Origin of the sequence: Angustibacter luteus, from assembly GCF_039541115.1 — a bacterium.
Lineage (GTDB): Bacteria > Actinomycetota > Actinomycetes > Actinomycetales > Angustibacteraceae > Angustibacter > Angustibacter luteus.
Genome location: NZ_BAABFP010000002.1, coordinates 820,733 through 844,938 on the forward strand (window position 1 = coordinate 820,733; position 24,206 = coordinate 844,938).

Annotated in this window: 26 protein-coding genes; 14 read left to right on the forward strand and 12 right to left on the reverse strand. The window is 72.0% G+C overall.

All coding sequences use genetic code 11. The features are described from left to right. Positions 1 to 20 precede the first annotated feature (20 nt). The gene (locus ABEB17_RS03910) at positions 21 to 1,304 is read right to left on the reverse strand and encodes a cell division protein PerM (RefSeq protein ID WP_345715265.1); all 1,284 of its coding nucleotides are present in this window, start codon (positions 1,302 to 1,304) and stop codon (positions 21 to 23) included. Positions 1,305 to 1,434: 130 nt separating this feature from the next. Between ABEB17_RS03910 and ABEB17_RS03915 the strand changes: the two genes are divergently transcribed. Genes ABEB17_RS03915 through ABEB17_RS03925 form a run of 3 tightly spaced genes read left to right on the forward strand, consistent with a single transcriptional unit; the run spans position 1,435 to position 4,506 of the window. Then, positions 1,435 to 2,001 (forward strand): RNA polymerase sigma factor, encoded by a 567-nt coding sequence (locus ABEB17_RS03915; protein WP_345715266.1) that lies wholly within the window; start codon positions 1,435 to 1,437, stop codon positions 1,999 to 2,001. Beyond that, positions 1,998 to 2,969, forward strand: coding sequence for a hypothetical protein (locus ABEB17_RS03920; protein WP_345715267.1), 972 nt, complete (start codon positions 1,998 to 2,000; stop codon positions 2,967 to 2,969). Before ABEB17_RS03915 ends, ABEB17_RS03920 begins: the two co-directional genes overlap by 4 nt. A 19-nt stretch (positions 2,970 to 2,988) precedes the next feature. Further along, positions 2,989 to 4,506, forward strand: a complete 1,518-nt coding sequence (locus tag ABEB17_RS03925; RefSeq protein ID WP_345715268.1) for an MFS transporter — start codon at positions 2,989 to 2,991, stop codon at positions 4,504 to 4,506. 26 nt (positions 4,507 to 4,532) lie between these two features. On the opposite strand, the gene sucD is transcribed toward ABEB17_RS03925, so the two are convergent. From sucD to icmB, 3 genes are all read right to left on the reverse strand, one after another. Next, positions 4,533 to 5,435 carry a succinate--CoA ligase subunit alpha gene (gene sucD / locus ABEB17_RS03930; protein WP_345715269.1) on the reverse strand — a complete coding sequence of 301 codons (903 nt, stop codon included), beginning with the start codon at positions 5,433 to 5,435 and terminating at the stop codon, positions 4,533 to 4,535. A 16-nt stretch (positions 5,436 to 5,451) separates the two neighbouring features. Beyond that, positions 5,452 to 6,621, reverse strand: a complete 1,170-nt coding sequence (gene sucC, locus ABEB17_RS03935; protein WP_345715270.1) for an ADP-forming succinate--CoA ligase subunit beta — start codon at positions 6,619 to 6,621, stop codon at positions 5,452 to 5,454. Between the two features lie 176 nt (positions 6,622 to 6,797). Then, complete coding sequence (gene icmB, locus ABEB17_RS03940) at positions 6,798 to 7,202, reverse strand: coenzyme B12-dependent isobutyryl CoA mutase small subunit (RefSeq protein WP_345715271.1); 405 nt, start codon at positions 7,200 to 7,202, stop codon at positions 6,798 to 6,800. 134 nt (positions 7,203 to 7,336) lie between these two features. On the opposite strand from icmB, the gene ABEB17_RS03945 reads away from it, so the two are divergent. The 3 genes from ABEB17_RS03945 (at position 7,337) to ABEB17_RS03955 (ending at position 9,570) form a co-directional block, all read left to right on the forward strand. Next, positions 7,337 to 8,326 (forward strand): lipase family alpha/beta hydrolase, encoded by a 990-nt coding sequence (locus ABEB17_RS03945; RefSeq protein ID WP_345715272.1) that lies wholly within the window; start codon positions 7,337 to 7,339, stop codon positions 8,324 to 8,326. 66 nt (positions 8,327 to 8,392) lie between these two features. Beyond that, positions 8,393 to 9,166 carry a M23 family metallopeptidase gene (locus ABEB17_RS03950; RefSeq protein ID WP_345715274.1) on the forward strand — a complete coding sequence of 258 codons (774 nt, stop codon included), beginning with the start codon at positions 8,393 to 8,395 and terminating at the stop codon, positions 9,164 to 9,166. Positions 9,167 to 9,177: 11 nt separating this feature from the next. Continuing rightward, positions 9,178 to 9,570, forward strand: coding sequence for a DUF192 domain-containing protein (locus ABEB17_RS03955; RefSeq protein ID WP_345715275.1), 393 nt, complete (start codon positions 9,178 to 9,180; stop codon positions 9,568 to 9,570). A 10-nt stretch (positions 9,571 to 9,580) separates the two neighbouring features. Here ABEB17_RS03955 and ABEB17_RS03960 read toward each other — a convergent pair whose 3' ends face one another. Next, complete coding sequence (locus tag ABEB17_RS03960) at positions 9,581 to 10,138, reverse strand: mycothiol transferase (protein ID WP_345715276.1); 558 nt, start codon at positions 10,136 to 10,138, stop codon at positions 9,581 to 9,583. 131 nt (positions 10,139 to 10,269) lie between these two features. Here ABEB17_RS03960 and ABEB17_RS03965 point away from each other — a divergent pair, with 131 nt between their 5' ends. The 4 genes from ABEB17_RS03965 (at position 10,270) to ABEB17_RS03980 (ending at position 13,013) form a co-directional block, all read left to right on the forward strand. Continuing rightward, positions 10,270 to 10,917, forward strand: coding sequence for a glyoxalase (locus ABEB17_RS03965; RefSeq protein WP_378227051.1), 648 nt, complete (start codon positions 10,270 to 10,272; stop codon positions 10,915 to 10,917). Between the two features lie 64 nt (positions 10,918 to 10,981). Next, complete coding sequence (locus ABEB17_RS03970) at positions 10,982 to 11,323, forward strand: hypothetical protein (protein WP_345715277.1); 342 nt, start codon at positions 10,982 to 10,984, stop codon at positions 11,321 to 11,323. Between the two features lie 95 nt (positions 11,324 to 11,418). Beyond that, positions 11,419 to 11,778 carry a YciI family protein gene (locus tag ABEB17_RS03975; RefSeq protein WP_345715278.1) on the forward strand — a complete coding sequence of 120 codons (360 nt, stop codon included), beginning with the start codon at positions 11,419 to 11,421 and terminating at the stop codon, positions 11,776 to 11,778. Then, the gene (locus tag ABEB17_RS03980) at positions 11,775 to 13,013 is read left to right on the forward strand and encodes an RNA polymerase sigma factor (RefSeq protein ID WP_345715279.1); all 1,239 of its coding nucleotides are present in this window, start codon (positions 11,775 to 11,777) and stop codon (positions 13,011 to 13,013) included. The genes ABEB17_RS03975 and ABEB17_RS03980 overlap by 4 nt, the downstream gene beginning before the upstream one ends. Before the next feature lie 5 nt (positions 13,014 to 13,018). On the opposite strand, the gene ABEB17_RS03985 is transcribed toward ABEB17_RS03980, so the two are convergent. Both ABEB17_RS03985 and pcrA read right to left on the reverse strand, forming a co-directional pair. Beyond that, a complete protein-coding gene (locus ABEB17_RS03985; RefSeq protein WP_345715280.1) occupies positions 13,019 to 13,441 on the reverse strand; it encodes a GNAT family N-acetyltransferase in 423 nt (140 codons plus the stop codon). 25 nt (positions 13,442 to 13,466) lie between these two features. Beyond that, the gene (pcrA, locus tag ABEB17_RS03990) at positions 13,467 to 15,812 is read right to left on the reverse strand and encodes a DNA helicase PcrA (RefSeq protein WP_345715282.1); all 2,346 of its coding nucleotides are present in this window, start codon (positions 15,810 to 15,812) and stop codon (positions 13,467 to 13,469) included. Positions 15,813 to 15,862: 50 nt separating this feature from the next. On the opposite strand from pcrA, the gene ABEB17_RS03995 reads away from it, so the two are divergent. Both ABEB17_RS03995 and ABEB17_RS04000 read left to right on the forward strand, forming a co-directional pair. Beyond that, entirely contained in the window at positions 15,863 to 16,795 is a 933-nt protein-coding gene (locus ABEB17_RS03995) for a cation diffusion facilitator family transporter (protein ID WP_345715283.1), read from the forward strand. A gap of 31 nt (positions 16,796 to 16,826) precedes the next feature. Next, positions 16,827 to 17,552 carry a PIG-L deacetylase family protein gene (locus ABEB17_RS04000; RefSeq protein ID WP_345715284.1) on the forward strand — a complete coding sequence of 242 codons (726 nt, stop codon included), beginning with the start codon at positions 16,827 to 16,829 and terminating at the stop codon, positions 17,550 to 17,552. A 21-nt stretch (positions 17,553 to 17,573) separates the two neighbouring features. Here the strand turns inward: ABEB17_RS04000 and ABEB17_RS04005 are convergent, their stop codons facing one another. After that, on the reverse strand, positions 17,574 to 17,927 hold the full coding sequence (locus ABEB17_RS04005) for a hypothetical protein (protein ID WP_345715285.1): 354 nt from the start codon (positions 17,925 to 17,927) through the stop codon (positions 17,574 to 17,576). A gap of 38 nt (positions 17,928 to 17,965) precedes the next feature. Further along, the gene (locus tag ABEB17_RS04010; RefSeq protein WP_345715286.1) at positions 17,966 to 18,481 is read right to left on the reverse strand and encodes a DinB family protein; all 516 of its coding nucleotides are present in this window, start codon (positions 18,479 to 18,481) and stop codon (positions 17,966 to 17,968) included. Positions 18,482 to 18,660: 179 nt separating this feature from the next. Between ABEB17_RS04010 and ABEB17_RS04015 the strand changes: the two genes are divergently transcribed. Further along, positions 18,661 to 19,911 (forward strand): amidohydrolase family protein, encoded by a 1,251-nt coding sequence (locus tag ABEB17_RS04015; protein ID WP_345715287.1) that lies wholly within the window; start codon positions 18,661 to 18,663, stop codon positions 19,909 to 19,911. On the opposite strand, the gene ABEB17_RS04020 is transcribed toward ABEB17_RS04015, so the two are convergent. Beyond that, positions 19,856 to 21,031, reverse strand: a complete 1,176-nt coding sequence (locus ABEB17_RS04020; protein WP_345715288.1) for a glycerophosphodiester phosphodiesterase — start codon at positions 21,029 to 21,031, stop codon at positions 19,856 to 19,858. The genes ABEB17_RS04015 and ABEB17_RS04020 overlap by 56 nt on opposite strands. Positions 21,032 to 21,281: 250 nt before the next feature. Next, positions 21,282 to 22,055, reverse strand: coding sequence for a maleylpyruvate isomerase family mycothiol-dependent enzyme (locus ABEB17_RS04025; protein ID WP_345715289.1), 774 nt, complete (start codon positions 22,053 to 22,055; stop codon positions 21,282 to 21,284). A gap of 131 nt (positions 22,056 to 22,186) precedes the next feature. On the opposite strand from ABEB17_RS04025, the gene ABEB17_RS04030 reads away from it, so the two are divergent. Then, positions 22,187 to 22,960, forward strand: coding sequence for a class I SAM-dependent methyltransferase (locus ABEB17_RS04030; RefSeq protein ID WP_345715290.1), 774 nt, complete (start codon positions 22,187 to 22,189; stop codon positions 22,958 to 22,960). Between the two features lie 59 nt (positions 22,961 to 23,019). Here the strand turns inward: ABEB17_RS04030 and ABEB17_RS04035 are convergent, their stop codons facing one another. Further along, positions 23,020 to 24,165, reverse strand: coding sequence for a DNA glycosylase AlkZ-like family protein (locus ABEB17_RS04035; protein WP_345715291.1), 1,146 nt, complete (start codon positions 24,163 to 24,165; stop codon positions 23,020 to 23,022). Positions 24,166 to 24,206 lie beyond the last annotated feature (41 nt).

Genomic DNA, 24,206 nt, shown 5'->3' on the forward strand with positions numbered 1-24,206 from the left:
ACGAGGGTATCCGGCTCGGGTCAGTGGCTGATCCGGCGGTGGGTCATCCAGGCCACCGCCGCCGCCCCGAACGCCAGCTCGCCGGCCAGCACCAGCCCCACCCGCCACGGGGACGGACCGACCTCGGCCAGCGCCCCCGGCCCCGCCGCACCCCCGCTGAGCGCCATCAGCACGGTCAGGAACCCGGCCGCGAGCGCCGCCGCGGTCAGGGCGGCGCGGATGCAGTCGACCGCGCTGGGATCCGGCTCGGGCGTCGAGCGCGCCGCCACCCACCAGCCGAGCAGGCCGCCGACGACCACCGGCACCAGCACCACGGCCCACAGCGCGGTCGGCAGCGGACCCGGTGCGGGCACCGCACCGAGCGCGGGCACCAGCGGCAGCAGGCCCAGGCTCGAACCACCGGCGGAGACCAGCGACCCGGCTCCGAACGCGACCCCGGGGCCGGCCAGGAAGGCCACCGACCAGATCGCGGCGTTGGGGATCAGGGCGAGCTGGCCGAGGCTCAGCACCAGCCCGCCGACCGCGCCGGGATCGAGGGCCCGGTGCAGGGTCAGGATCCGGTCCAGGTGCCAGGCGAGCGTCACCGTGAGCAGCACGGCACCGCAGAGCAGCAGCGAGAACGTGGCCATCAGGGCCCCGCGCAGGGCCCGGACGAACGACGGCGGCACCGGGACGACGTCCGCGACCAGCGCGCTCAGGGGACGTTCCAGCGTCCGGCCGCTCGCCCCCAGCGCGCCGGCACCGGCAGCCAGCAGGGGCAGCACGAACCCGAACACGGCCGCCTGCCAGAGCACCGGCCGGAGCATCCCGGACGACGAGCCGCCGCCGTCGGTGCGGGCCACCAGCGCGGCGAACGTCACGACGATCGCGTAGCCGCCCGCCAGCGCCGCCACCACCGGTGCGAGCGCGCGCAGTGGGGACGTGCTCGCGGTCAGGGTCTTGCGGTCCAGCCCGGACCCCACCCGTCGCCCGGCGACCCAGCACAGCCAGATCGGGACGAGCGTCAGGCCCAGCGGGGCGAAGGCGACCGAGCCGCCGGGCAGCAGCACCTGCACGCGGTGCACGACGAGCCAGAGCACCGTCGACACCCGCGCGGCCTCACCCCAGGTGGCGCTGGCCTGCGCGGACGTGGCCCACGCCAGGAGCGCCGGCAGCACGACGGCGACCCAGGACAGCGCCGCGGTGGCCGCGCCGGTCAGCGCCGCCATCGTCGCCGTCGTCGCCCGCTCCTGGGCAGCGGTGGACGACGCGCGCTCGGAGGCGCGCGGGGGCGAGTCGTTGCGCAGGCGGTCGAGGAGGCTCATGTCCTGTCCATGGTCGCGGGCGCAGCCGCTCCGCCGTCGGACCACGCGAAAGGTCGGGGTGTCGCGCCTGCAACCATCCGGCCCGCTGCCGCGTGATGATGGACGTGGACGGACCGGACGGAGGTACCACGTGGCTGCGCACCCGGCGCAGGAGTCGTTCGACGACTTCTACCGGACGACGAGCCGTCGCGTGGTGCACCAGGTGTACGCGATGACGGGCGACCTGGCCGAGGCGCAGGACTGCGTCCAGGAGGCGTACGCCCGCGCCTGGCAGCGGTGGGGACGGGTGGGGTCGATGGCCGATCCCGAGGCCTGGGTGCGCACGGTCGCCCGGCGGGTCGCGGTCTCCCGCTGGCGACGCACCGTGACCGCCACCCGGCACCTGCTGCGCCAGCGCGGCGAGCCGGTGACGCCGCCGCCCAGCGAGGACCACCAGCTCGTCGTGCAGGCCCTTCGCCAGATCCCGGCCGCTCAGCGCGAGGCCATCGTGCTGCACCACCTGGTCGGGCTGCCGGTGGCCCAGGTCGCCGTCGAGACCGGCGCCCCCGAGGGCACGGTGAAGGCGCGGCTGCACCGCGGCCGGGCCGCGCTCGCGCAGATCATCGGGCCGCTCGACGCGCCTCCCGACGTCCGGCCCGATGCCCGAGCCGATGCCCGGCCCGAAGCCCGGCCCGATGCACCGGGAGGCCGGTCATGAGCACCGACCCGGTCCACGACGTCCTGGACTCGCTGCGCGACGACGTCGCGCAGGTGCCGCTGGCGGACGCCGGTGCCGTGCGCCGCCGCGGTGACCGTCGCCAGCGGCGCCAGCGGGTCGCGGGCGCCGCCGGGGCCGTCGCTGCCGTCGCGGTGGTCGCGGCCGGCGTCGGTCTGCTCCAGGGTCCGGCGCCCTCCCCACCCACTCCGCCGGCGACCCAGTCGCTGTCCGTCCCCCCACCCTCGACCGGGACCACCACCGGGACCAGTACCGGGAGCACGTCTCCCACCGACACCTCCTCGGCGACCACGCCCGCGACCCCGGCCACCCGCTCGGTGATCACCGTCCAGCCGGTGGGTGTCGGCGACGTCCCGGCGCGGTACTTCCTGCCCGGCCGCTACTGGCGCGGGCCCGACCTGAACGACAACGCGGCGATCGTCTCGGCCGCGCTCAAGGAGTCCGAGGGCTCGATCCAGTACTTCGACTGCGACCCCGACACCCGACTCAAGGGCGACGTCGCGCTGGTGCAGGCGACGGAGCGGTCCGGCGGCTACGTCGGGGTGCAGAAGGTGCGCGTCCTGGGCTCGGTGCAGGCAGCGCAGACCCTCATGGACGAACTCGTCGCCGCGATGCCGCGCTGCCAGGCCCGCCTGCGGGCCCAGGCGATCGCGGACGCCGGGCCGTTGCCCTCCGGCGAGACCGCTCCCGTGCCGAACGCCACCGTCGTCGAGGACCCGCAGAGCCAGCTCGACGACGCGAGCGGGTCCCTGCGGGTCTACCGGACCACCTCGGACTACGGCACCCCGGCCAGCTCGAAGACCATCGAGTGGGTGGTCCTGGCCCGCGAGGGATCAACGGTCACCTCCGTCGCGATCCGCAAGAGCGAGGACACCCAGGCCACCTTCGGGGCGCTGCGCCGGATCGGTTCGCAGGCCCGCGACCAGCTGCGGTGGGCACTCGCTCAGTGACGGCGGCAGACTGGCGGGCATGACGTCCGACGCCACCACGAACCGGTGGCGGGCGCTCGCGGTCTGCCAGGTCGCGCTGTTCGCGACGCTGATCGACGTCAGCGTGACGAACGTGGCGTTGCCCTCGATCGGCCGGGCCACCGACGCGACGCCGTCCCAGCTGCAGTGGATCGTCACCGGGTACGTCCTGGCCTTCGGTCTGGTGCCGGTGCTCGCCGGGCGGCTGGGCGACGACCGGGGCCGGCGGTCGATGTTCCTGATCGGCGTCGGCGGCTTCGTGGTGGCGTCCGCGATCGTCGGGATCTCGCCCGACCCGAAGCTGATCATCGTGGCCCGGGTGGTGCAGGGCCTGTTCGGCGGCCTGATCAACCCGCAGGTGTCGGGGATCGTGCAGCAGCTGTTCAGCGGCGCGGAGCGCGGGCGGGCCTTCGGGGCCATCGGGGCCACGGTGGGGACGGCGACCGCGGTCGGACCGCTGGTCGGTGGCCTGCTGATCGGGATCGGCGGCCCGGACCTCGGTTGGCGGCTGGTCTTCTTCATCAACGTGCCGATCGGGCTGACCGCGATGGTGCTGGCCTGGCGCTGGCTGCCGGCGCGGGACGTTCGGCGCGGCCCGCCGCCACGGCTCGACGTCCTCGGGGCCGCGCTGCTGGGACTGACCACGTTGTGCGTGCTCTTCCCGACGGTGCAGTACGACAGCGTGCGCGACGCGAGGCTGTTCTGGCTGCTGCTGCCGGCCGTGCCGCTCGCCGCCGCCTTCGTGCGGCGGGAGTGGCGGCTGACCAAGGCACGGCAGGACCCGCTGGTCGACCTGCGGCTGTTCCGCCGCCCGTCGTACACCGTGGGGGTCGGGCTGGCGCTGCTGTTCTTCTGCGGCTTCACCGGGCTACCGCTGGTGCTGGCCCTCTACTACCAGCTGGGCCTGGGGTTCACCGCGCTGCAGTCCGGGCTGGGGATCACGGCGTTCGCGGTCGGGTCGGCCACCGCCGCGCCGCTGGCCGGACGGCTGGTGCCGCGCTTCGGGCGTCCCCTGGTGATCGTGGCCCTGGGCGTCTTCGCGGCCGGCGCGCTCGCCATCGACCTGGTGGTGCGCAGCGCCCCGGTCACCACGGACCCGCTGGAGGCGGCGCTGCGGCTCTCGTTGCCGCTGCTGCTGCTCGGGATCGGGGCCGGCGCGATCATCACGCCGAACCAGGCGCTATCGCTCGCCGACGTCGACCCGCGCATGGGTGGCGCGGCCGGCGGCGTCCTGCAGACCGCGCAACGCATCGGCTCCGCGGTCGGCCAGGCCGTCATCGGGTCCGCGTTCTTCGCGGCGCTCGCGGCCCAGGGCGTCTCGAACGCGACGGTGGGGACGACGTCCGGCCCGACGTCCGTGAAGGTGTCGCAGGCCTACGCGTCGGCGCTGTCGACGTCCGTGCTGGTGACGTTGCTGTTCATCGGCGCGGCCCTCGTGCTCGGCGTCGTCGACCTGACCCTGACCCGCCGCCGCAACCGCACACCAAACGCGAAAGACGTGCCTATCGCGTCGGGATAGGCACGTCTTTCGCGATTGGTGCGGGGTCAGAGCGACTGCATGATCTCGCGCATCAGCTGGGCGGTCTCGGACGGCGTCTTGCCGACCTTCACGCCGGCGGCCTCGAGGGCTTCCTTCTTGGCCTGCGCAGTGCCCGACGAGCCGGACACGATGGCGCCCGCGTGGCCCATGGTCTTGCCCTCGGGCGCGGTGAACCCGGCGACATAGCCGACGACCGGCTTCGTCACGTGGTCCTTGATGTACGCAGCGGCGCGCTCCTCGGCGTCGCCGCCGATCTCGCCGATCATCACGATGGCGTCGGTCTCCGGGTCGTTCTCGAAGGCCTCCAGCGCGTCGATGTGCGTGGTGCCGATGATCGGGTCGCCGCCGATGCCGATCGCGGACGAAAAGCCGAAGTCCCGCAGCTCGTACATCATCTGGTAGGTCAGCGTGCCGGACTTCGAGACCAGCCCGACCCGGCCGGCGCCGCTGATGTCCGCCGGGATGATGCCCGCGTTGGACTTGCCGGGGCTGATCAGGCCCGGGCAGTTCGGCCCGATGAGCCGCGTCTTGCCGGAGCGCTGGGCGTAGGTGAAGAACTCCGCGGTGTCCTTGACCGCGACGCCCTCGGTGATGCAGATGGCGAGCGGGATCTGGGCGTCCACGGCCTCGACGACCGCGGCCTTGGTGAACTTCGCGGGCACGAAGATGACGGTGACGTCCGCGCCGGTGGCCTCGACGGCCTCGCCGACGGAGCCGAACACCGGGATCTGGACGCCGCCCGGTGCGTCAGGGCCGTCGAACTCGACGCTCTGGCCGCCCTTGCCGGGCGTGACGCCGCCGACGATGTTCGTGCCGCTGGCCAGCATCCGCTGGGTGTGCTTGCGCCCCTCGGAGCCGGTCATGCCCTGGACGATGACCTTGCTGTTCTCGGTCAGGAAGATTGCCATGTGTGTGGTCCGTCCCTTACTTCGCGGCCGCGAGCTCGGCCGCCTTGCGGGCGGCGCCGTCCATGGTGTCCTCGAGCGTGACGAGCGGGTGGTTCGCCTCGGCGAGGATGCGTCGTCCCTCGATCACGTTGTTGCCGTCGAGCCGGACGACGAGGGGCTTGGTCGCCTCGTCGCCGAGGATCTGCAGGGCCTGCACGATGCCGTCGGCCACCGCGTCGCACGACGTGATCCCGCCGAAGACGTTCACGAAGACGCTCTTGACCTGCGGGTCGTTCAAGATGATGTGCAGCCCGTTGGCCATCACCTCGGCCGACGCGCCGCCGCCGATGTCCAGGAAGTTGGCCGGCTTGACGCCGCCGAAGTCCTCACCGGCGTAGGCGACGACGTCCAGGGTGCTCATCACGAGCCCGGCGCCGTTGCCGATGATGCCGACCTCGCCGTCCAGCTTGACGTAGTTGAGGCCCTTCGCCTTGGCCTGCGCCTCGAGCGGGTCGGCGGCGGCCGTGTCTTCGAGCGCCTCGTGCGCCGGGTGCCGGAAGCCGGCGTTCTCGTCGAGGGAGACCTTGCCGTCCAGGGCGATGATCGCCCCGTCCTCGGTCTTGACCAGCGGGTTGACCTCGACCAGCGTCGCGTCCTCCTCGCGGTAGACGACCCACAGCTTCTGGATGACGTCGGCGATGGCGTCCTTGACGTCGTCGTCGAAACCGGCCGCGTCCACGATCTCGCGGGCCTTGGCCTCGTCGATGCCGTCGATCGGGTCGACCGCGATGCGGGCCAGCGCCTCCGGGCGCTCCACGGCCAGCTGCTCGATCTCCATGCCGCCCTCCTTGCTCGCCATCGCGAGCAGGGAGCGGTTGGCCCGGTCCAGCAGCACCGAGAAGTAGTACTCCTCGGCGATCTTGGCGCCCTGGGCGACCATCACGCGGTGGACGGTGTGGCCCTTGATGTCCATGCCGAGGATCTCGCCGGCCTTCTCGGCCGCCTCGTCCGGGGAGTGGGCGAGCTTGACGCCGCCGGCCTTGCCGCGCCCGCCGGCCTTCACCTGGGCCTTGACGACGACGGTGCCGCCGCCGATGCGCTCCGCGCCCGCGCGGGCTTCCTCGGGGGTGTCGGCAACCGCCGCATCGAGCACGGGAACCCCGTGCTCGGCGAACATGTCGCGCGCCTGGTACTCGAACAGGTCCACGGGTTTCTCGCCTTCCGGTGACGTCGTCGTCGGGTTCATGAGGCCGCGGACGCACCCCGGGGGGCGGCCGGCAGGGCCGCTGGCGAGCCTAGCCCTGTGCGTGGACGTCGCACGACGCCGGTGCGCCAAGTGCGACGAACCGCACACGGCGGGCGCCCGGCGGGCGGCCCGGGCGGTCAGTCGGAGGAAACGTTCTCCCGCACCCAGGTGACGATGGACTCCATGGTGGCGCCGGGCGTGAACACCTTCGCGACGCCGAGCTTCTGCAGCTCGGGGATGTCGCCCTCGGGGATGATCCCGCCGCCGAAGACGACGATGTCCTCCGCGTCGCGCTCCTTGAGCAGGGCGACGACCTTGGCGAAGAGCGTCATGTGCGCACCGGACAGCACGGACAGGCCGACGACGTCCGCGTCCTCGGCGATGGCCGCCTCGACGATCTGCTCGGGCGTCTGGTGCAGGCCGGTGTAGACGACCTCCATGCCCGCGTCACGCAGCGCCCGCGCCACGACCTTCGCCCCCCGGTCGTGGCCGTCCAGCCCCGGCTTGGCGACGACGACGCGGATCGGTGCGCTGCTGCTCATTGCGGCGGGACCTCCTGGTCACGGGGCGGGCCGGCACCGTCGCCGGACTGCGCCGAAACTCTAGCGGCCCTTCGTGGGCGGCTTTCGCCGCGTCGTCCTGCGTCCGCCCCTACCTGCGGGTAACGTCCCGGCTCGTGAGGACCTCGGGGCGTCGGGCGATCAGCCGGGCCCGCAGCACGTCGAAGGCGGTCTCGCGCGGGGCGCGCACGCTGCTGTCGCCGTCCGGGATGCGCGGCGCCGTCGTGGAGGGCGCCTGGCTGGCCACCCACCTCGCGCTGTACCCGCTCGGCGTGCTCGCGCCGTCCGAGCGGGCGGGCGACGTCCCCCGCCAGTACGGCGTCGGGCACCTGCCGCCGGTGCAGCGCGGCCTGCTGATCGGGGACGTCGAGGCCGCCGGGACGCCGATCCTGCTGGTGCACGGGATGGTGGACAACCGCTCGATCTTCACGCTGCTGCGCCGCGGCCTGCTGCGACGGGGCTTCGGCCGGGTGCACTCCATCAACTACTCACCGCTGACCACCGACATCCGGGTCGCGGCGGAGCGCCTCGCGGCCGAGGTCGAGGCGATCGCCGCGGACACCGGCTACGAGCGGCTGCACGTCGTGGGCCACAGCCTCGGCGGGCTGATCGCCCGCTACTACGTGCAGCGCCTCGGCGGCGACGAGCGGGTGCACACGCTGGTCACCTTGGGCACCCCGCACGGCGGCACCCTGCCCGCGTACCTGCTGCCCGCCCGGCTGGGCCGACAGCTGCGACCCGGCAGCGACCTGCTCGCCGAGCTCGACGACCCGAGCGCCGGCTGCCGCACCCGGTTCGTCGCGTACTGGTCCGACCTGGACCAGATGATCGTGCCGCAGCGCAACGCCCGGATGCTGCACCCCGACCTCACCGTGCGCAACGAGCTGGTCTCCCGGGTGGGGCACATGTCGCTGCCGATCGACCCGCGGGTGGTGCACGGGATCTGCTCCGAGCTCGCCCAGCTGGACGTCGACGGGTCGACGCTGCGGCCCGGGGTCTCACCGCTCGCGCCGCGGCGCGAGGCGCGTGCGCAGTCGCCGCGCGGGCGTCGGCGGGCGGGCGAGCCTGGCGGGAACGTCACACAGCGTAGTCAATCATCAACTTGATCACTGGCCGTCACCACCGTATGGTCGGAGAGCCCCTTGCTCCACGCCCCATCGTGAGGTCCCGTTTTGCCCAAACGCACCAAGTACGCCGGTCGCCACCGTGGTCGCCACCGCGCCGAGGTCCGTCCCCGCTCCTCTGCCCTGCCTGGGGCAGCGGCGGCGGCGCTGACGCTGACCGCCACCGGTGCGGCTGTGATCCCGGGACTGGCGGGTACGGCGGCGAATGCGAGCGGTGACGACACGGGTGCACTGAAGAACACGAACGGCTCTGGTTCGGCGTCGGGCGGCGTCACCGGCAGCGCACAGGTCGCCGGTCTGCGGGAGCGCGAGGCGCAGTCCGTGATGCTCACCCAGGCCCGCGAGGCGCGGGCCGAGGCGGCGGCTCGGGCCAGCCGCGCCGAGAAGCGCCAGAAGCTCGAGGACAAGCAGCGCAAGGCCCGCGCGATGGCGCACCGCTGGGTCATGCCGCTCAGCAACTTCCGCTTCACCTCCGACTTCGGGGCCCGCTGGGGCAAGCTCCACGCCGGGGACGACCTGGCCGCGCCGATCGGCAGCCGCATCGGCGCGCTGTCCTCCGGCACCGTCGTGTTCGCCGGCCAGCAGAGCGGCTACGGCAACAAGGTCGAGATCCGGCACTGGGACGGCACCGTCAGCTGGTACGGCCACATGTCGCAGATCGAGGTCAAGGTCGGCGAGAAGGTCACGCCCGGCCAGAAGGTCGGCGAGGTCGGCAACACCGGCCACTCCACCGGACCGCACCTGCATCTCGAGATCCACCCGGACGGCGCCGGCCCGGTCGACCCGCAGCCGTGGCTGGCCAAGCGCGGTCTGAAGATCTGACCCGCCCGGCGATGGCCTCCGGCGCGCTGCCCGTCTTCGGGCCAGGGGACGACGTCCTGCTCGTCGACGACGCCCCGGTCGCTCCCCTCTCGGTGGCCCGTAGCTCCGGGGCTCGCCGCAAGGGTCTGCTGAAGACGTCCGCCGTCGACGGCGCCCTGTGGATCACCCGGTGCCCGAGCGTGCACATGGTCGGCATGAAGTACCCGATCGACGTCGCGGTGCTGGACGGGGACGGTGTGGTGCTACACGTCGCGACCCTGCGCCCGACCTGGGGCATGACGCGCTGGCGTCTGCGCGCGCGGTCGACCGTCGAGACCGGCGTCGGTCAGCTGGAGCGCTGGGGTGTGCGGGTCGGCTCCCGGCTGGCGATCGGCTCGGAGTCGACCAACCCCGACGCCGGCTGAGCGCCGGCCCTCAGGGGTGCCAGCCGGCCGGCGGGTCCTCACCGGTGAGACCGTCCACGGCCTCGCGCAGCAGGTCCGCATGCCCGGTGTGCCGGCCGTACTCCTCCACGAGGTCGAAGACGAGGCGGCGCAGGTTGGCGTGCTCTCCGGAGTCGCTACTGGCGTGGATGGGCTGGTCGAGCCCGCCGTCCGCGAGCGCCGCGGCGAGCCGCGCGTGCGAGCGCTCGACGGCGCCGTCCCAGAGGGCGTAGAGGTCGGCGGGGCTGTCGTCAGCGGCGCTGGCGAACTCCCAGTCGTTGCCCCCGTCCCAGCCGGTCGACTCCCACGGCTCGCCGATCGGCTCACCGCGCAGCTTGTGGGTGAAGGAGTAGTCCTCGACGGCGGCGAGGTGCTTGAGCAGCCCACCGAGGGTCAGCGTCGAGGCTCCGACGCGGTGTTGGAGCCCGGCCGAGTCGAGGCCGCCGGCCTTCCAGCGGAAGGTGGTGCGCAGCCGGTCGACGGCGCCGGTGAGGTGCTGGACCTCGTTGCCCGCGAGCGGGGGTTCCCAGGGGTAGTCGTTGTCGCTCATGGCGTGAGGCTAGAACGGGTTCCGGACGTTCTGACTCCGGTAGCGGCGCTCCCACCGGAATCCAGGCCGGAATCGCAAGCGGTCAGGAATCGAGAAGCATCCCCGCGGGTGCCGCGCCTAGCGTGAACGGCATGGATACCACCGAGTCACGAACTGAAGGACACGCCCTGACGTCGATCACGTCCGTCGTCCTCGACGTCGCCGATCCCGTTGCCGCCCAGGCGTTCTACGCCGCACTCGGCGTCGACCACCTGCTGAGCCTGCGCGAGTCGCAGGCGCCGACGAGCGGCTTCCGCGGGTTCACGCTGTCGGTCGTGGTGGCGCAGCCGGCGGACGTCGATGCGATCGTCGGCGCCGCGCTGACCGCGGGCGCGACGTCGCTGAAGCCGGCGGCGAAGAGCTTCTGGGGGTACGGCGGCGTCGTCCAGGCACCGGACGGGACGATCTGGAAGGTCGCGTCGTCGTCCAAGAAGAACACCGGACCGGCCAACCGGGAGATCGACCAGATCGTGCTCCTCCTCGGGGTCAGCGACGTCCGTGCGACCAAGCGCTTCTACGTCGAGCGCGGCCTGACGGTGGGCAAGAGCTTCGGCGCCAAGTACGTCGAGTTCGACACCCCGTCGTCGACGGTGAAGCTCGCGCTCTACGGGCGCAGGGCCCTCGCGAAGGACGCCGGCGTGCCCGAGGACGGGACCGGGTCGCACCGGATCGTCGTCGTCGGTGGCACCGAGCCCTTCACCGACCCGGACGGGTTCGCCTGGGAGGCTGCGTCCGCCTGAGCCGGGCGATGGTTGGCTTTGGCCCGGTGCGGGGCCATGCTGGGGACTCCAGCGAAGGAGTCCCATGGCCAAGAAGAAGCCGAAGTCAGCCGCCGACAAGCAGCACGAGGCGACCATCAAGCAGCTCCGCACCGACCTGAAGAGCGCAGAGGCCAAGCGAGACAGCTGGAAGCAGCGCGCCACGAAGGCCGAGGCGTCAGCCGCCGAGCTCCGGTCCCAGCTCAAGGTGACGAAGAAGTCGCTCAAGAAGTCGCGCAAGCCCAGCGCCGCGGAGGTGCCAGCCGTCGCGGCGGCCGGTCCGGACGCCGAGTGGACGGTCGTCCAGCTGCGGGCCGAGGCACGCCGTCGCGGCCTCACCGGCCTGTCGAACAAGCCCAAGGCCGAGCTGTTGGCTGCCCTGGCCTGAAAAGCGTCCAGGATAGGTGTCGGATCTGACCCGAGGCATTCGTTGCGAGGGTAGACAGTGGGCGGACCGGCCCACGACACCCTAAGGAGACAGAGATGACGCAGTACCTGATGTCGGTCTACGGGCCGGCCGAGCGCACCGACTTCGGCAGCTACCCGTCCGAGGAGGCCATGAACCAGGCGATGGCCGACACCGGCGCCTTCAACGAGCGCCTCCAGGAGCAGGGCTACTGGGTCTACGCCAACGGCCTGGAGGCGGCCACGACCGCGACCGTCGTCGACGGGCAGAACGGGGAGCCCGTGTTCACCGACGGGCCCTACCTGGAGTCGAAGGAGTACCTCGGCGGCTTCTGGATCATCGAGGCACCCGACCTCGACGTGGCGCTGAAGCTGGCCGCCGAGGGGTCGAAGGCCTGCCGCGGCAAGGTCGAGGTACGCCCCTTCGCGAGCATGTGACGGACGTCGCCGAGGCGATCACCCGGGTCCACCGCGAGGAGTGGGCTCGCGTGGTCGCCTCCCTGACCAGGCGCTTCGGCGACCTGGACCTCGCCGAGGAGATGGCCGCCGAGGCGTTCGCGGTCGCCGTCGAGCGCTGGCCGACGGACGGCGTCCCGCCGAATCCGGGCGGCTGGATCACCACCACGGCGAACCGTCGCGCGATCGACCGGCTGCGCCGGGAGTCGCGACGCGACGACAAGCAGAAGGAGGCTCAGGTGCTGTACGAAGGCGACGGACCTGAGCGGCTCGGCGCGATCGACGACGACCGGCTCCGGCTGATCTTCACCTGCTGTCACCCGTCGCTGGCGATGGACGCCCGGATCGCGTTGACGCTGCGGATGGTCGGGGGTTTGACGACGCCCGAGATTGGTCGCGCCTTTCTGGTCCAGGAGGCCACCATCGGGCAGCGGATCACCCGGGCGAAGGGCAAGATCAAAGCGGCCAGGATCCCCTATCGGGTGCCGTCAACCGAGGACCTCCCGGCCCGCGTCGCCGGCGTCCTGACGGTGCTCTTCCTGGTCTTCAACGAGGGGTACCTCAGCTCGGACCCCGAGCGCGAGCCCGTCCGAGGCGACCTCACCCTGGAGGCGATCCGGCTGACCCGGCTGGTGCACGCCCTGCTGCCCGCCGATGGTGAGGTGGCCGGTTTGCTGGCGCTGATGCTCCTCACGGAGGCCCGGCGGTCGACGCGTGTCTCGGCCTCGGGTGAGCTGGTCACGCTCGACGAGCAGGACCGTGGTGCCTGGGATGCCGCCCTGATCGCGGAGGGCCACGCGCTCGTCTGGGAGCAGATCTCGGCTGTCGCAGCGGGCCGGGGACGCCCAGGGCGCTACCAGATCCTGGCTGCCGTCAACGCCGTGCACACCTCAGCCCGGGACGTGCGCGACACCGACTGGTCCCAGATCGTCGCCCTCTACGACCAGCTCGCCCGTATCGACCCCTCCCCCATCGTCGCGCTCAACCGGGCCGTGGCCCTCGCCGAGCTCGACGGGCCCGAGGTGGCGCTGGCGCTGGTCGACCGGCTCGACCTGGACGGCTACCACGCCTACCACGTCACGCGGGCAGACCTGCTGCGCCGGATCGGGCGCTCGGCGGAGGCCCGCGCCGCGTACGAGCGGGCCATCGACCTCGCCACGAACACCGCCGAGGTCGCCTACATCACCCGTCGGCGCGACCAGCTCGGCATCGCCTGAGCCGGTCAGAGCTCCTTGCGCAGGTGGACGTCGTCCCGCCCGGGAGTCGGGACGGCCTCCCAGCGGAAGATCTCCACGTAGCCCAGCCGCTCGTAGAAGGCGGGGGCCTGGAACGTGAACGACGTGACGAAGACGTGCGTGCAGCCGCGGTCCTGGGCGGCGGCCTCGAAGGCCGCGATCAGCGCCGCGCCGACGCCGTCGCCTCGCCGGTCGTCCCGCACCCAGGTCAGGCCGATGCCGGCGGCCCGACCCCACGTCCACCCGGAGGCACCGGCGACCAGGTCGCCGTCCTCGTCCATGCGGACCGTGAGCTCCTGGGCCGGGGCGACCTCAGGCGTGGCCGCGGTGTTGAACGCCTCCAGCTCGTCCCGGAGGCGCTGGTCCAGGGCGGCGTCGCCCTGACCGATGGTCGTCTCTGCGTCAGGCATGGCGTGGATGCTGCCACGCCGGCGGTCAGAGCTTGGTGACCGGCGCGTAGCGCAGGAGCAGACGCTTCACGCCGTCCTCGCCGAAGTCGACGTGCGCGAGGCTCTTGTCGCCCGAGCCCTCCATCTGCACGACCGTGCCGAGGCCGAAGGTGTCGTGGGTGACCCGGTCCCCCGGCTCCAGGTGGATGATCGGGCGGTTGCCGGGTGACCGGACGCCGGGTTGCTGGGACAGCCGGGCCACCGCGGGCGTCGAGCTGCCGCGCACCCCGGTCGGGTCGGTGCGGCGCCAGTCGACCAGCTCGGCGGGTAGCTCGTCGAGGAAGCGCGACGCGGGGTTGTACGACGGCGCACCCCAGGCGCTGCGGACGCTGGCCCGCGACAGGTACAGCCGCTCCATCGCGCGGGTGATGCCGACGTAGGCCAGCCGTCGCTCCTCGGCCAGCTCGGTGGCGTCGCCGAGCGCGCGCAGGTGCGGGAAGACGCCGTCCTCCATGCCGGTGAGGAAGACCACCGGGAACTCCAGGCCCTTCGCGGTGTGCAACGTCATCAGGGTGACGACGCCGAGCTCCTCGGCCTCGGCGTCCGGGATGTCGTCCGTGTCGGCGACCAGGGAGACCCGCTCCAGGAACTCGGTGAGCGTCCCCTCGGGTGACGTCTCCTCGAACTCGCGGGCCACCTGCACCAGCTCGGCGAGGTTCTCCAGCCGGGTCTCGTCCTGCGGATCGTGGCTGGCCTGCAGCTCAGCGACGTAGCCGGTCTGCTCGAGGATCGCCTCCAGCACCGTCGCCGGGCCGGCGCCGCCGTCCACGATGGTGCGCAGCGCCTCCATCAGCGCGGTGAAGGCGCGGATGCAGGACAGCGACCGGCTGGCGATGCCCGGTGCCTCGTCGGCCCGGGCCAGCGCCTCGGCGAACGAGATCCGCTCCCGCTCGGCGAGCACCGCGACCACGGCCTCGGCCCGGTCACCGATGCCGCGCTTGGGGACGTTCAGGATGCGTCGCAGGTTCACGGTGTCGGCGCCGTTGGCAAGTACCCGCAGGTAGGCCAGCGCGTCCTTGACCTCGCGCCGCTCGTAGAAGCGGGTGCCGCCGACCAGCTTGTACGGCAGCCCGACCCGGACGAGCACCTCCTCCACCGCGCGCGACTGAGCGTTCGTCCGGTAGAACACGGCGACGTCCCGCGGCTTGACGCCCTCGTTGTCCGTGAGCCGGTCGATCTCCTCCGCGACGAACGCGGCCTCGTCCCACTCGTTGTCCGCGACATAGCCGACGATCTTCGGGCCGCCGTCGTGCGCCGTCCAGAGGTTCTTCGGGCGGCGCTCGGGGTTGCGCGAGATCACCGCGTTCGCGGCGGTCAGGATCGTCTGCGTGGAGCGGTAGTTCTGCTCGAGCATGATCGTCCTGGCGTCCGGGTAGTCGGACTCGAACTCGACGATGTTGCGCATCGAGGCGCCGCGGAACGCGTAGATCGACTGGTCCTGGTCGCCGACGACGGTCAGCTCGGCCGGGGGCACCTCGACGACGTCCTCGCTGCCCTCGGGGCGGCGCTTGGCCTCGGCCGCCGAGCCGCCCACCAGCTCGCGGACCAGCACGTACTGCGCGTGGTTCGTGTCCTGGTACTCGTCCACCAGCACGTGCCGGAAGCGGCGGCGGTAGTGCTCCGCGACGTCCGGGAAGGCCTGCAGGACGTTCACCGTCGTCATGATCAGGTCGTCGAAGTCCAGCGCGTTCGCCTGGCGCAGCCGCTGCTGGTACATCCGGTACGCCTCGGCGAGCATCCGCTCGGTCGGGTTCGACTCGTCGCCCGCGCGCTGGGCGAACGACTCCTCGTCGACCAGCTCGTTCTTCAGGTTCGACACCTGGGCGCTGAACGAGCGCGGCGGGTAGCGCTTGGGGTCCAGGTCGAGCTCGCGGCAGACCAGCGCCATCAGCCGCTGGCTGTCCGCCGCGTCGTAGATCGAGAACGTCGACTTCAGGCCGACGTGCGAGGCCTCGCGGCGCAGGATCCGCACGCACGCGCTGTGGAACGTCGAGACCCACATGGACGCCGCCCGCGGGCCGACCAGCGCGGCCACCCGCTCCTTCATCTCACCGGCGGCCTTGTTGGTGAAGGTGATCGCCAGCACCTGGCCCGGCCGGGCCCCGCGCTCGGCCAGCAGGTACGCGATCCGGTGGGTCAGCACGCGGGTCTTGCCCGAGCCCGCACCGGCCACGATCAGCAGCGGCGAGCCCTCGTGCAGGACGGCCTCGCGCTGGGGCGGGTTCAGCCCTTCGAGCAGGGCTTGGGCGGACGCCGGCGCGGTCCCCGAGGGGTCGTCGATGGAGTCGGTGCCGAAGCCCGGGACGGGGATGTCATCGAACAGGGTGCTCATCACGGACCAGCCTACGTCGGGCCACCGACGGCGACCGTAGGCTGACCGTGATGAGCAGCCACGGACACGACCACGGCGTCCCGCTGGGTGTCGGCGCGGGAGCCGGCGCACACCGCGGGCGCCTCGCCGTCGTGCTCAGCATCACCGTGACGATCCTGGTCGCCGAGGTGATCGGGTCGGTCATCTCGGGCAGCCTCGCGCTGCTCGCGGACGCCGGGCACGTGCTGACCGACGTCGCCGGCCTCACGCTCGCGCTGATCGCCGCCACCCTGGCCCGCCGACCGGCGTCCGACAAGCGCACCTGGGGGTACCGCCGCGCCGAGGTGCTGTCCGCGGCCGCGCAGGCGGCGGTGCTGCTGGCCGTCGGCGGGTTCGTCCTCGTCCAGGGGGTGCGCCGGCTGATCGACCCGCCCGACGTCTCCGCCGACTCGATGCTGCTCTTCGGGGTGGTCGGCCTGGTCGGCAACGCGGTGGCGATCTGGGTGCTGGTCGGCGCCCGCAACCATGACCTGAACCTGCGGGCCGCGTTCCTCGAGGTGCTCAACGACGCGCTCGGCTCGGTGGCGGTGATCGTCGCCGCCGTGCTGATCGCCACGCTCGGTTGGCTGCGCGCCGATGCCGTGGCGTCCCTGCTGATCGGCGCGCTCATCCTGCCGCGTACCTGGCGGCTGCTGCGCGAGAGCGTCGACGTGCTGCTGGAGTCGACGCCGCGCGGCCTGGACCTGTCCCAGGTGCGCCAGCACCTGCTCGACGTCCCACACGTGCTGGAGGTGCACGACCTGCACGCCTCGCAGGTCGCCACGGGCCTGCCGGTGCTGTCCGCGCACGTCGTCGTCGAGGACGAGTGCTTCCACGACGGGCACCTGCCCGCCATGCTCGACCGGCTCCAGGAGTGCCTCGCCGGGCACTTCGACGTCGAGCACTCCACACTGCAGTTCGAGGCCCGCCGGCACGGCGCCCACGAGCCGGCCGCCCACGCCTGACCGCCAGCCGCACCCTCTGAAGGAGAACCGCATGCCCTTGCCGGACAACGAGATCGAGCGCGTCCTCGCCGTCGTCGCGCACCCGGACGACGTCGACTTCGGCTCGGCGGGCACCATGGCCGGCTTCGTCCAGGCGGGGCTTCAGGTGACCTACCTGCTGTGCACGTACGGCGAGCAGGGCGGCTTCGACGAGACGCCGCGCGACCAGATGCCGGCGATCCGCGAGGCCGAGCAGCGGGCCGCCGCCGCGGCGGTCGGGGTGGACGACGTCCGCTTCCTGAGCGGGTACCGGGACGGTTGGCTGGAGCCGACCTTCGAGCTGCAGCGGGAGATCTGCCGGGTGATCCGCCAGGTGCGGCCGCAGCGGGTGCTGACGCAGAGCCCGGACCGGTTCTGGGACCGGCTCGGTGCCAGCCACCCGGACCACCTGGCCGCAGGTGAGGCGACCGTCCGGGCCGTCTACCCGGCGGCGCGCAACCCCTTCGCCTGGCCGGAGCTCATCGCCGACGAGGGCCTGGAGCCGTGGACCGTCCAGGAGCTGTGGATGATGGCGCACCCCGAGTCGAACCACACCGTCGACATCACCGACGACTTCGACCGCAAGCTCGCCGCGCTGCACGCCCACGTCAGCCAGACCGGCCACCTCGGCGACGGGCTCGAGGAGCGGTTGCGGCAGTGGGGAACGACGGTCGCGTCGGGCGGTGGGCTCGGTGAGGGGCGACTGGCCGAGGCGTTCCGGGTGGTCGCGACCGGGTGAGCGCCGGTTCGGGGCGCGGCGTCAGCGCCAGACGGCGGCGACGACCACGTTGAGGATGGCGAGGCCGCCGACGAGGTGCGCCAGCACCGCCGAGTCCTTGCCTTCCCTGTCGCGCTTGGCCCCGACGATCGCCAGGGCGAGGACGGCGAGCGCGACGACGAGCTTGACGCCCATCTTCGCGTGGTTCAGGTCCTTGTCGACCGCGTCGGACTCGGCCAGCCCGACCAGCACGATCCCGGCCAGCAGCGCGGTGCCCGCGCCGTCCCGCATGATGCCGAGCACCCGCGGCTGACGCAGCACCGTCAGGTAGCCGCCGACGACGGCGGCCATGCCGAGCAGGTGCATGACGACGACGATGTTGTAGACCACGCTCATGCGGTTGATCGTACGGCCGCCTGCGGTGGTGTTCGGGACTAGTAGTAGCCCGTTTCGCCGTCGATCAGCTCGCGGATGGCGTCGAGCTGCCCGACGTGACGCGCGGTCTCCTCGAGCATGTGGAGCACCATCCAGCGCAGGGTCGGTGCGGCCCAGTCAGGATCCTGGTGGTGGCCGGCCTCGTCCAGGCTGTGGGCCGCGATGATCTCGTTCGACCTGGCGCACTGGCGTTCGTAGTCGTCGAGCAACTGGGCCAGCGGGACGTCGTCCACCAGGAAGTCCAGGTCCTCGGACCCCTCGGTGAACTGGGGGTTCTCGGCGGCGGGCGTGTCGAGGAAGATCACCTCGAACCAGCAGTGCTCCGTCCAGCGCAGGTGCGAGACGAGGCCCGCCACGGTCATCCGTGGTGACGATGGCAGCACGGCGCGGTGGGCGTCGGCCTCGCTCAAACCCTCGGCCTTGAACCGGACCAGCGCTCGCTGGAGGTCGTACCAGCCCGTGAGCTGGGTGCGCTCGTCGGCAATGGCGGGTGGGCGAACGCGTTCGAATGGCATGGCCGCGAACGTTACCCCCGCCATCCTCGACCTCGCACCAGCTTTCGGCCGGATGGACCTGTCGTGCGAGATGGGGTGTGAGCGAGGTGGTCGTGATCGTGACCCGGTGCCTCGCACCACGGCGCGCACCACGTGCCAGGGCTTGCCCTCCTGGGGATGGCAGGGGTACCACGGAGGGCGTGCAGGCGATTCGGGCCACGACCGTCTTCGACGGTGAGACCTTCCTGGACGGCGGGGCTACCGTGCTCGTCGAGGACGGCGTGGTCGTCGGTGTCGAATCCCGTGGGCACGACCTTCCCGCCGGGTGCAGCGTCACCGTGCACGACGGCACGCTCCTTCCGGGGCTGATCGACGCCCACAGCCACCTGGTGGCCGACAGCGGGCTGAACGCGCTCGACCGGGTCGCCGGCTACTCCCCCGCCGAGCTCGACGGCGTCATCACGCAGGCGCTCGGCGACCAGCTCGCCGCTGGGGTCACCACGGTGCGCGACCTGGGCGACCGCGACTTCTGCGTCGTGGACCGGCGCGACCGCCAGCATCCTGGGCTCGTCGAGCCCACCATCGTCGCCTCGGGGCCGCCGATCACCACGGCCGGCGGCCACTGCCACTTCCTCGGCGGGGCTGTCGCCAGCGAGGAGGTCATCGCCCGCGCGGTCGCCGAGCGCGTGGAGCGCGGCGTCGACGTGGTCAAGGTGATGGCGTCGGGAGGGGTCAACACCCCGGGGACCGACGTCCTGCGCACCCAGTTCAGCGACGACGGGTTGCGGCGCCTCGTCGAGCAGGCCCACGCGGCCGGGCTCCCGGTGACCGCGCACGCGCACGGCACACCGTCGGTGCAGCAGGCCCTCGACGTCGGCGTGGACGGCGTGGAACACGGGTCCTGCGTCACCGAGCGCGGCTTCGGCCAGGCGTCCGACGACCTGCTGGACGCCTGGGCGCGCAGCGGGATCGTGCTGTGCCCGACGCTGGGGACGGACCCGGACCTGATGAAGGAGCCGCCGGCGCCGATCAAGGCCGTCATGGACCGGATGGGCGTCACCGCCGAGCAGATGATGCGGATGCGCTACGAGTTCGTCGGGCGCCAGCACCGGGCTGGAATCCAGCTGGTCACCGGCGTCGACTCCGGGATCCAGCCGCCCAAGCGGCACGGCGCCCTTCCCTTCGCCGTCGGCGACCTGGTCAGCGCCGGACTGACCGTGGCGCAGGCACTGGCCACGGCGACGTCACGGGCTGCCGCCGCCGTCGGCCTCGGCGAGCGCAAGGGACGGGTCGCTCCGGGCTACGACGCCGACCTGGTCCTCGTCGCCGGCGACGTGGCGGCCTCGATCATGGCCCTGCACGACGTCCGATCCGTTCTGCTGCAGGGACGTCCGGTCACGCCGCCCGGCGCTGACCACCGTCTCGGAGCAGGTCCCGCGCCAGCACGCTGATATCGCTCTGATCGGTGAACAGGCCGTCGATCCCGGTGCGCAGGAACGCGAGCTGCTCGTCGAGGGCGCGGCCGAACGCGGTGGGGTCGGCGCCCACCCGCAGATCGACGGGCACGAACTGGTTCTCGGCCCGGAACGTGTACGGGTGGACGACGAGCCCGGCCGCGTGGGCATCCGCGACCAGGGACGTCGGGCTGCCGAGGGTCCCGTCGGCCGCCCGTCCGATCACCTGGCTCTTGTCCGGGCCGACACCGTCGATCCGTAGGTGCTGCAACGACTTCAGCCCCGCCGAGGTGGTCAGCTCGGCGTACGTTCGCGGGTCGCCGGAGCTCTTGAGGTCGTACGGCGCACCACTGGCCGAGGTCAGGAAGACCGCCCGCGTGCGCAGCCCGAGCGCGGCTCGCAGCTCGACCAGGTTGGTGAGCTCGAAGGACTGCACGAACGCCGGCGCAGAACGGGTGTTGAGGCCGGCGTGGTTCAGGGCGCGCACCAGCCGAGCCTCCAGGGGCAGCCCGACCGACTGGAAGTACGTCGGGTGCTTGGTCTCGGGGTACACCCCGATGGTGCGCCGCAGCTCGCGGGACAGGCGAGTCCGCAGCGCGAGCACCTCGGCGAACGTCGGGACCTGGAACAGCCCGTCGTAGAGGGTGTTCTCCTGGCGGACCAGCGGCAGGCGCTCCTTGGCGCGCAACGTCTTCAGCTCGGCCAGGGTGAAGTCCTCGGTGAACCATCCGGTCACGGCCACACCGTCCACGGTTTTGGTGGCACGCCGTCCGGCGAACTCGGGGTGATCCGCGACGTCCGTGGTGCCGCCGATCTCGTTCTCGTGCCGGGCGACCAGCACGCCGTCCTTGGTGCACACCAGGTCCGGCTCGATGAAGTCGGCGCCCATCCGGGCGGCCAGCTCGTAGGAGGCGAGCGTGTGCTCCGGCCGGTAGCCGGCCGCGCCGCGGTGCCCGATCACCAGCGGCCGGCGGGACGATGCCGGGCCCGCGGTCGACGACGCTGCCTCGGCGCCCGAGCCGGGCGTGGCAACTGCGACGACGCTCGCCGCGACGGAACCGAGGGCGGCTCGTCGGGTGATGCCTCGCTGGGTGAAGCCAGGAGCGGTGGGACTCACGGTTCCTCCTCGTGGACGCAGCCGGTCTGCGTGCCACAAGAAGTCAACGACCCCCGTCAGATCGGACGGCGAGCGCGACGCCAACGTCGGGTGAACCTCGCGCGAACCTCCGCGACGCCTGGTGCGTTGCCAGTCACATCGGCGGCTCCTGTGCCTCCGGAGATGGGCCACAACGCAAGGCTGGCGTGGCGCTTCTTCGTCATCTCAACAACGAGAGCGGTCACGCCGCTCGTGGGTAGTCTGCTGCGGCTCAGTAGCCCGGGAAGACGTTGCGGAGCTCGTCCAGCGTGACGTTGCCGGTCACGGTCACCTCAGCGGCGTGCTCGGGGCCGAGCCGGCCGCTGAGCAGCCGCACCACGGCCTCCGCCGGACCCTCGAAGACGGCCGTTGGATCGTCGATCGAGCCCAGCACGGTGACCGCGTCGGTGATCTCGAGTGCACCGCCCGGGATCGCCAGGCGGACCTCCCGTTCGACCTCGTGGGGCTTTCCGGTGAACCCCAGCAGGAACGCCAACGGTCCGCCGAAGAGCTCGACGATCAGTTCCGCGGACTCGGGGTCCACGGTTGCGGACGGGTCGACGCCGACGCGCGCGTCCCAGCTGTGGTTGGCAACTTCGTTGAGCCGCATGCCGAGCGCGACCACCAGCGGGACCGGCTCGGGGAGGAAGCCCAGGTCGACCTTCAGGCTTGCGCGCTGCTCGTCGCTGAGCGCCTCAACCGTCTCGAGGTACGCCAGGTCGTGCGTGACGAACTCGGCTGCCTGGTCGGCCGGGGCGGACGCGTTCCACCGTGCCCAGATCGCCTGGTTGTCCTCATCCTCGACCCGCCCGCCCGCGGCGGCCGCGATCGGCTTGCGGGCGATTTCCGCACCGCTGCCAAGGTGCGAGAGCACCTGCGCGACGCTCCACTCCGTCGCACCACTGGGCTTGCTCAGATCCGCTTCGGACAAGGTGGGCGTCAGCGCCGCGAGGGCGCTGTGGTTGGCACGCAGCGCCGCGACGGTGCGGTCGACAAGTGTGGTCATACCCCACGCAACCTTGCCGACCACGGGCTTCTTCCCGCCCGCCGATCGGCGCGGTCGTGCCGAGGAACGGCACCTGCCGCGTACCTCGGGGCGATCAGTGCGCAGAGTCGGTCGTCCGGCATCATGCGCACATGGTCGAGGAGAGCTCGGTAACCCACGCTGCTGGCCCGGTTGGCGGCGACTCGAGCCACCCATGGGGGACGCTCGCCTCCGGCTTCGAGCAGGCCCGCGCCCGCGAGGACTCACTCGACCGACTCGTCGAGTGGCCGGCCCAGCGCGCTCTGCTCGGCGACGTCACCGGCCTCGCCATCCTGGACGCCGGATGCGGCAACGGGGCGAAGATTGCGCAGCTCGCCAACGACGGGGCCTCCGCGTCGGTCGGCGTCGACATCAGCGGGAACTTCATCACCCCCCCGCCGGGAGTCGAGCTCATCGAGGGTGATCTCTCCGACCTGGCGGTGGTCCCCGGACTCGCGGGCCGGAGGTTCGATCGGATCCTGTTCCTGCAGTCCTTCGGGTACGCGGCCAACGGGGTGAGGGCCTTGCAGACCGCGCGCGAGATGCTGACCGAGGACGGCTTCATTCTCCTCACCCGGACCCAGCCGATCCGGTACGCCATCGAGCGTGCGGAGGAGAACGGGACCTCACTGGGAGAGGAGTACTTCGCGACCGAGCCGTTCGCCTACCGGCACCAGAGCTGGAACGACCACGTGACCCTCACCAAACGGCCGTACACGATGTCGGATCTGCTGAACACGTTCAGCGCAGCCGGACTCTGGATCGAGGCTGCGCTCGAGCCGCAGATGCCTCCCGAAGCCGCCGAGCGCTATCCCCACAAGCAAGCGGTGATGGACAAGTACCTCGGCATCCTCATGTTCAGGTTGAGGCCGTTGCCAGGGAGGTAGCCGAGTCGCGGCGCGAGGGCGGCCGGCGCCGATCGATCCATCCCGGTGGTGGGTGACCGTTACCCGGCCCTCGTCGCCCCAGTGGTCGGTGAGGAGGTGAGCGTGACGGTCAGCTCGCGGCCGACGAGCGTGCCGAGTCTGACGGCCTCCTGCTCGATGGCCTGATCGGCTGGACGTCGCCTGTCGAGCCAGACGACGGTGAGGTCGTCACCCTTGCGTGCCCAGGTTCCGCAGACGACGCCGCGGAAGATCACCGGGTTGGCCTTGCGGGTGATGAGATCACGCCGGGACTGCGGCGTGACGCGCCCGTCCTTGGTGCCGGGTCCCATCACCCACTGGTCGTGCCCGGGTAGGAACCGCACCGCGTTCGAGGCACGCGCGGCGAGGAGGGAGTCGACGTCCTGCCTGACGACGTAGGCCGTGGTGCCGTCGACGTCAACGGGCACCAGGCGGTCGCCCAGCTCGGACAGCCAGGTGTTGATCCGCTTGCGGCCCGCGCTCAGGCCGTCACCGAGCCAGTAGTGGACGCGGTCGACCGTCGCCGGGCCGTACGTCCGCAGGTACGCGGTGACGGCACGCGGACCCGCGTCGTCGAGGTCAGGCAGACCTGTCCACCTCGGGTTGAGGTCCAGGCGTTGAAAGGTGTGCTGGCCGTCGCGTGGTGGCGCGAAACCGATGTCTCCTTGCCAGGTCAGTGGCTTGATCAACGTCTTCGCGCCGTCGTCGAACACGTGTCCCAGGTGGCGGTACGCGCGGTTCCTGACCACCGCTTCGCCGAGCTCGGCGATCGTCAACGGGCCCGCATCGAGGGCTTCGCGCACCGCGGCCCGGAAGTCTGGCCAGTCCGACGGGGTGAGCCGGTAGTAGTCCACCCAGCTCGGCAGCTCCCACTGCCGGCCGGCCGATCGGAGCGCCAGGTAGATGCCGCCGTCCTCAGGTGAGAGGTAGTTCATCGACCCACGGAAGGCGAACGCCTTGATGACGGTCCCGTCCGCCAACGCCGCGGCCAGCTCGCCGGAGCGTGACGTCTGACGCCGGGTTCGAACGGCGAGCTCAGCCAGCGACTCGTCCATCGACGGCACGGCACCCAGGCGGCGTACGACGTCCGCCACCGACGCGGATCCGATCGGGTCGAGCAGGTGCCGTTCGGACCGCCAGGCCAGCGCCTGCTCCCACGTGACCGAGGCCTCTACCGGAACGTCCATGTCCTCAGACTGGCACCTGTGCGCAGATGTCAGGCGCGGTG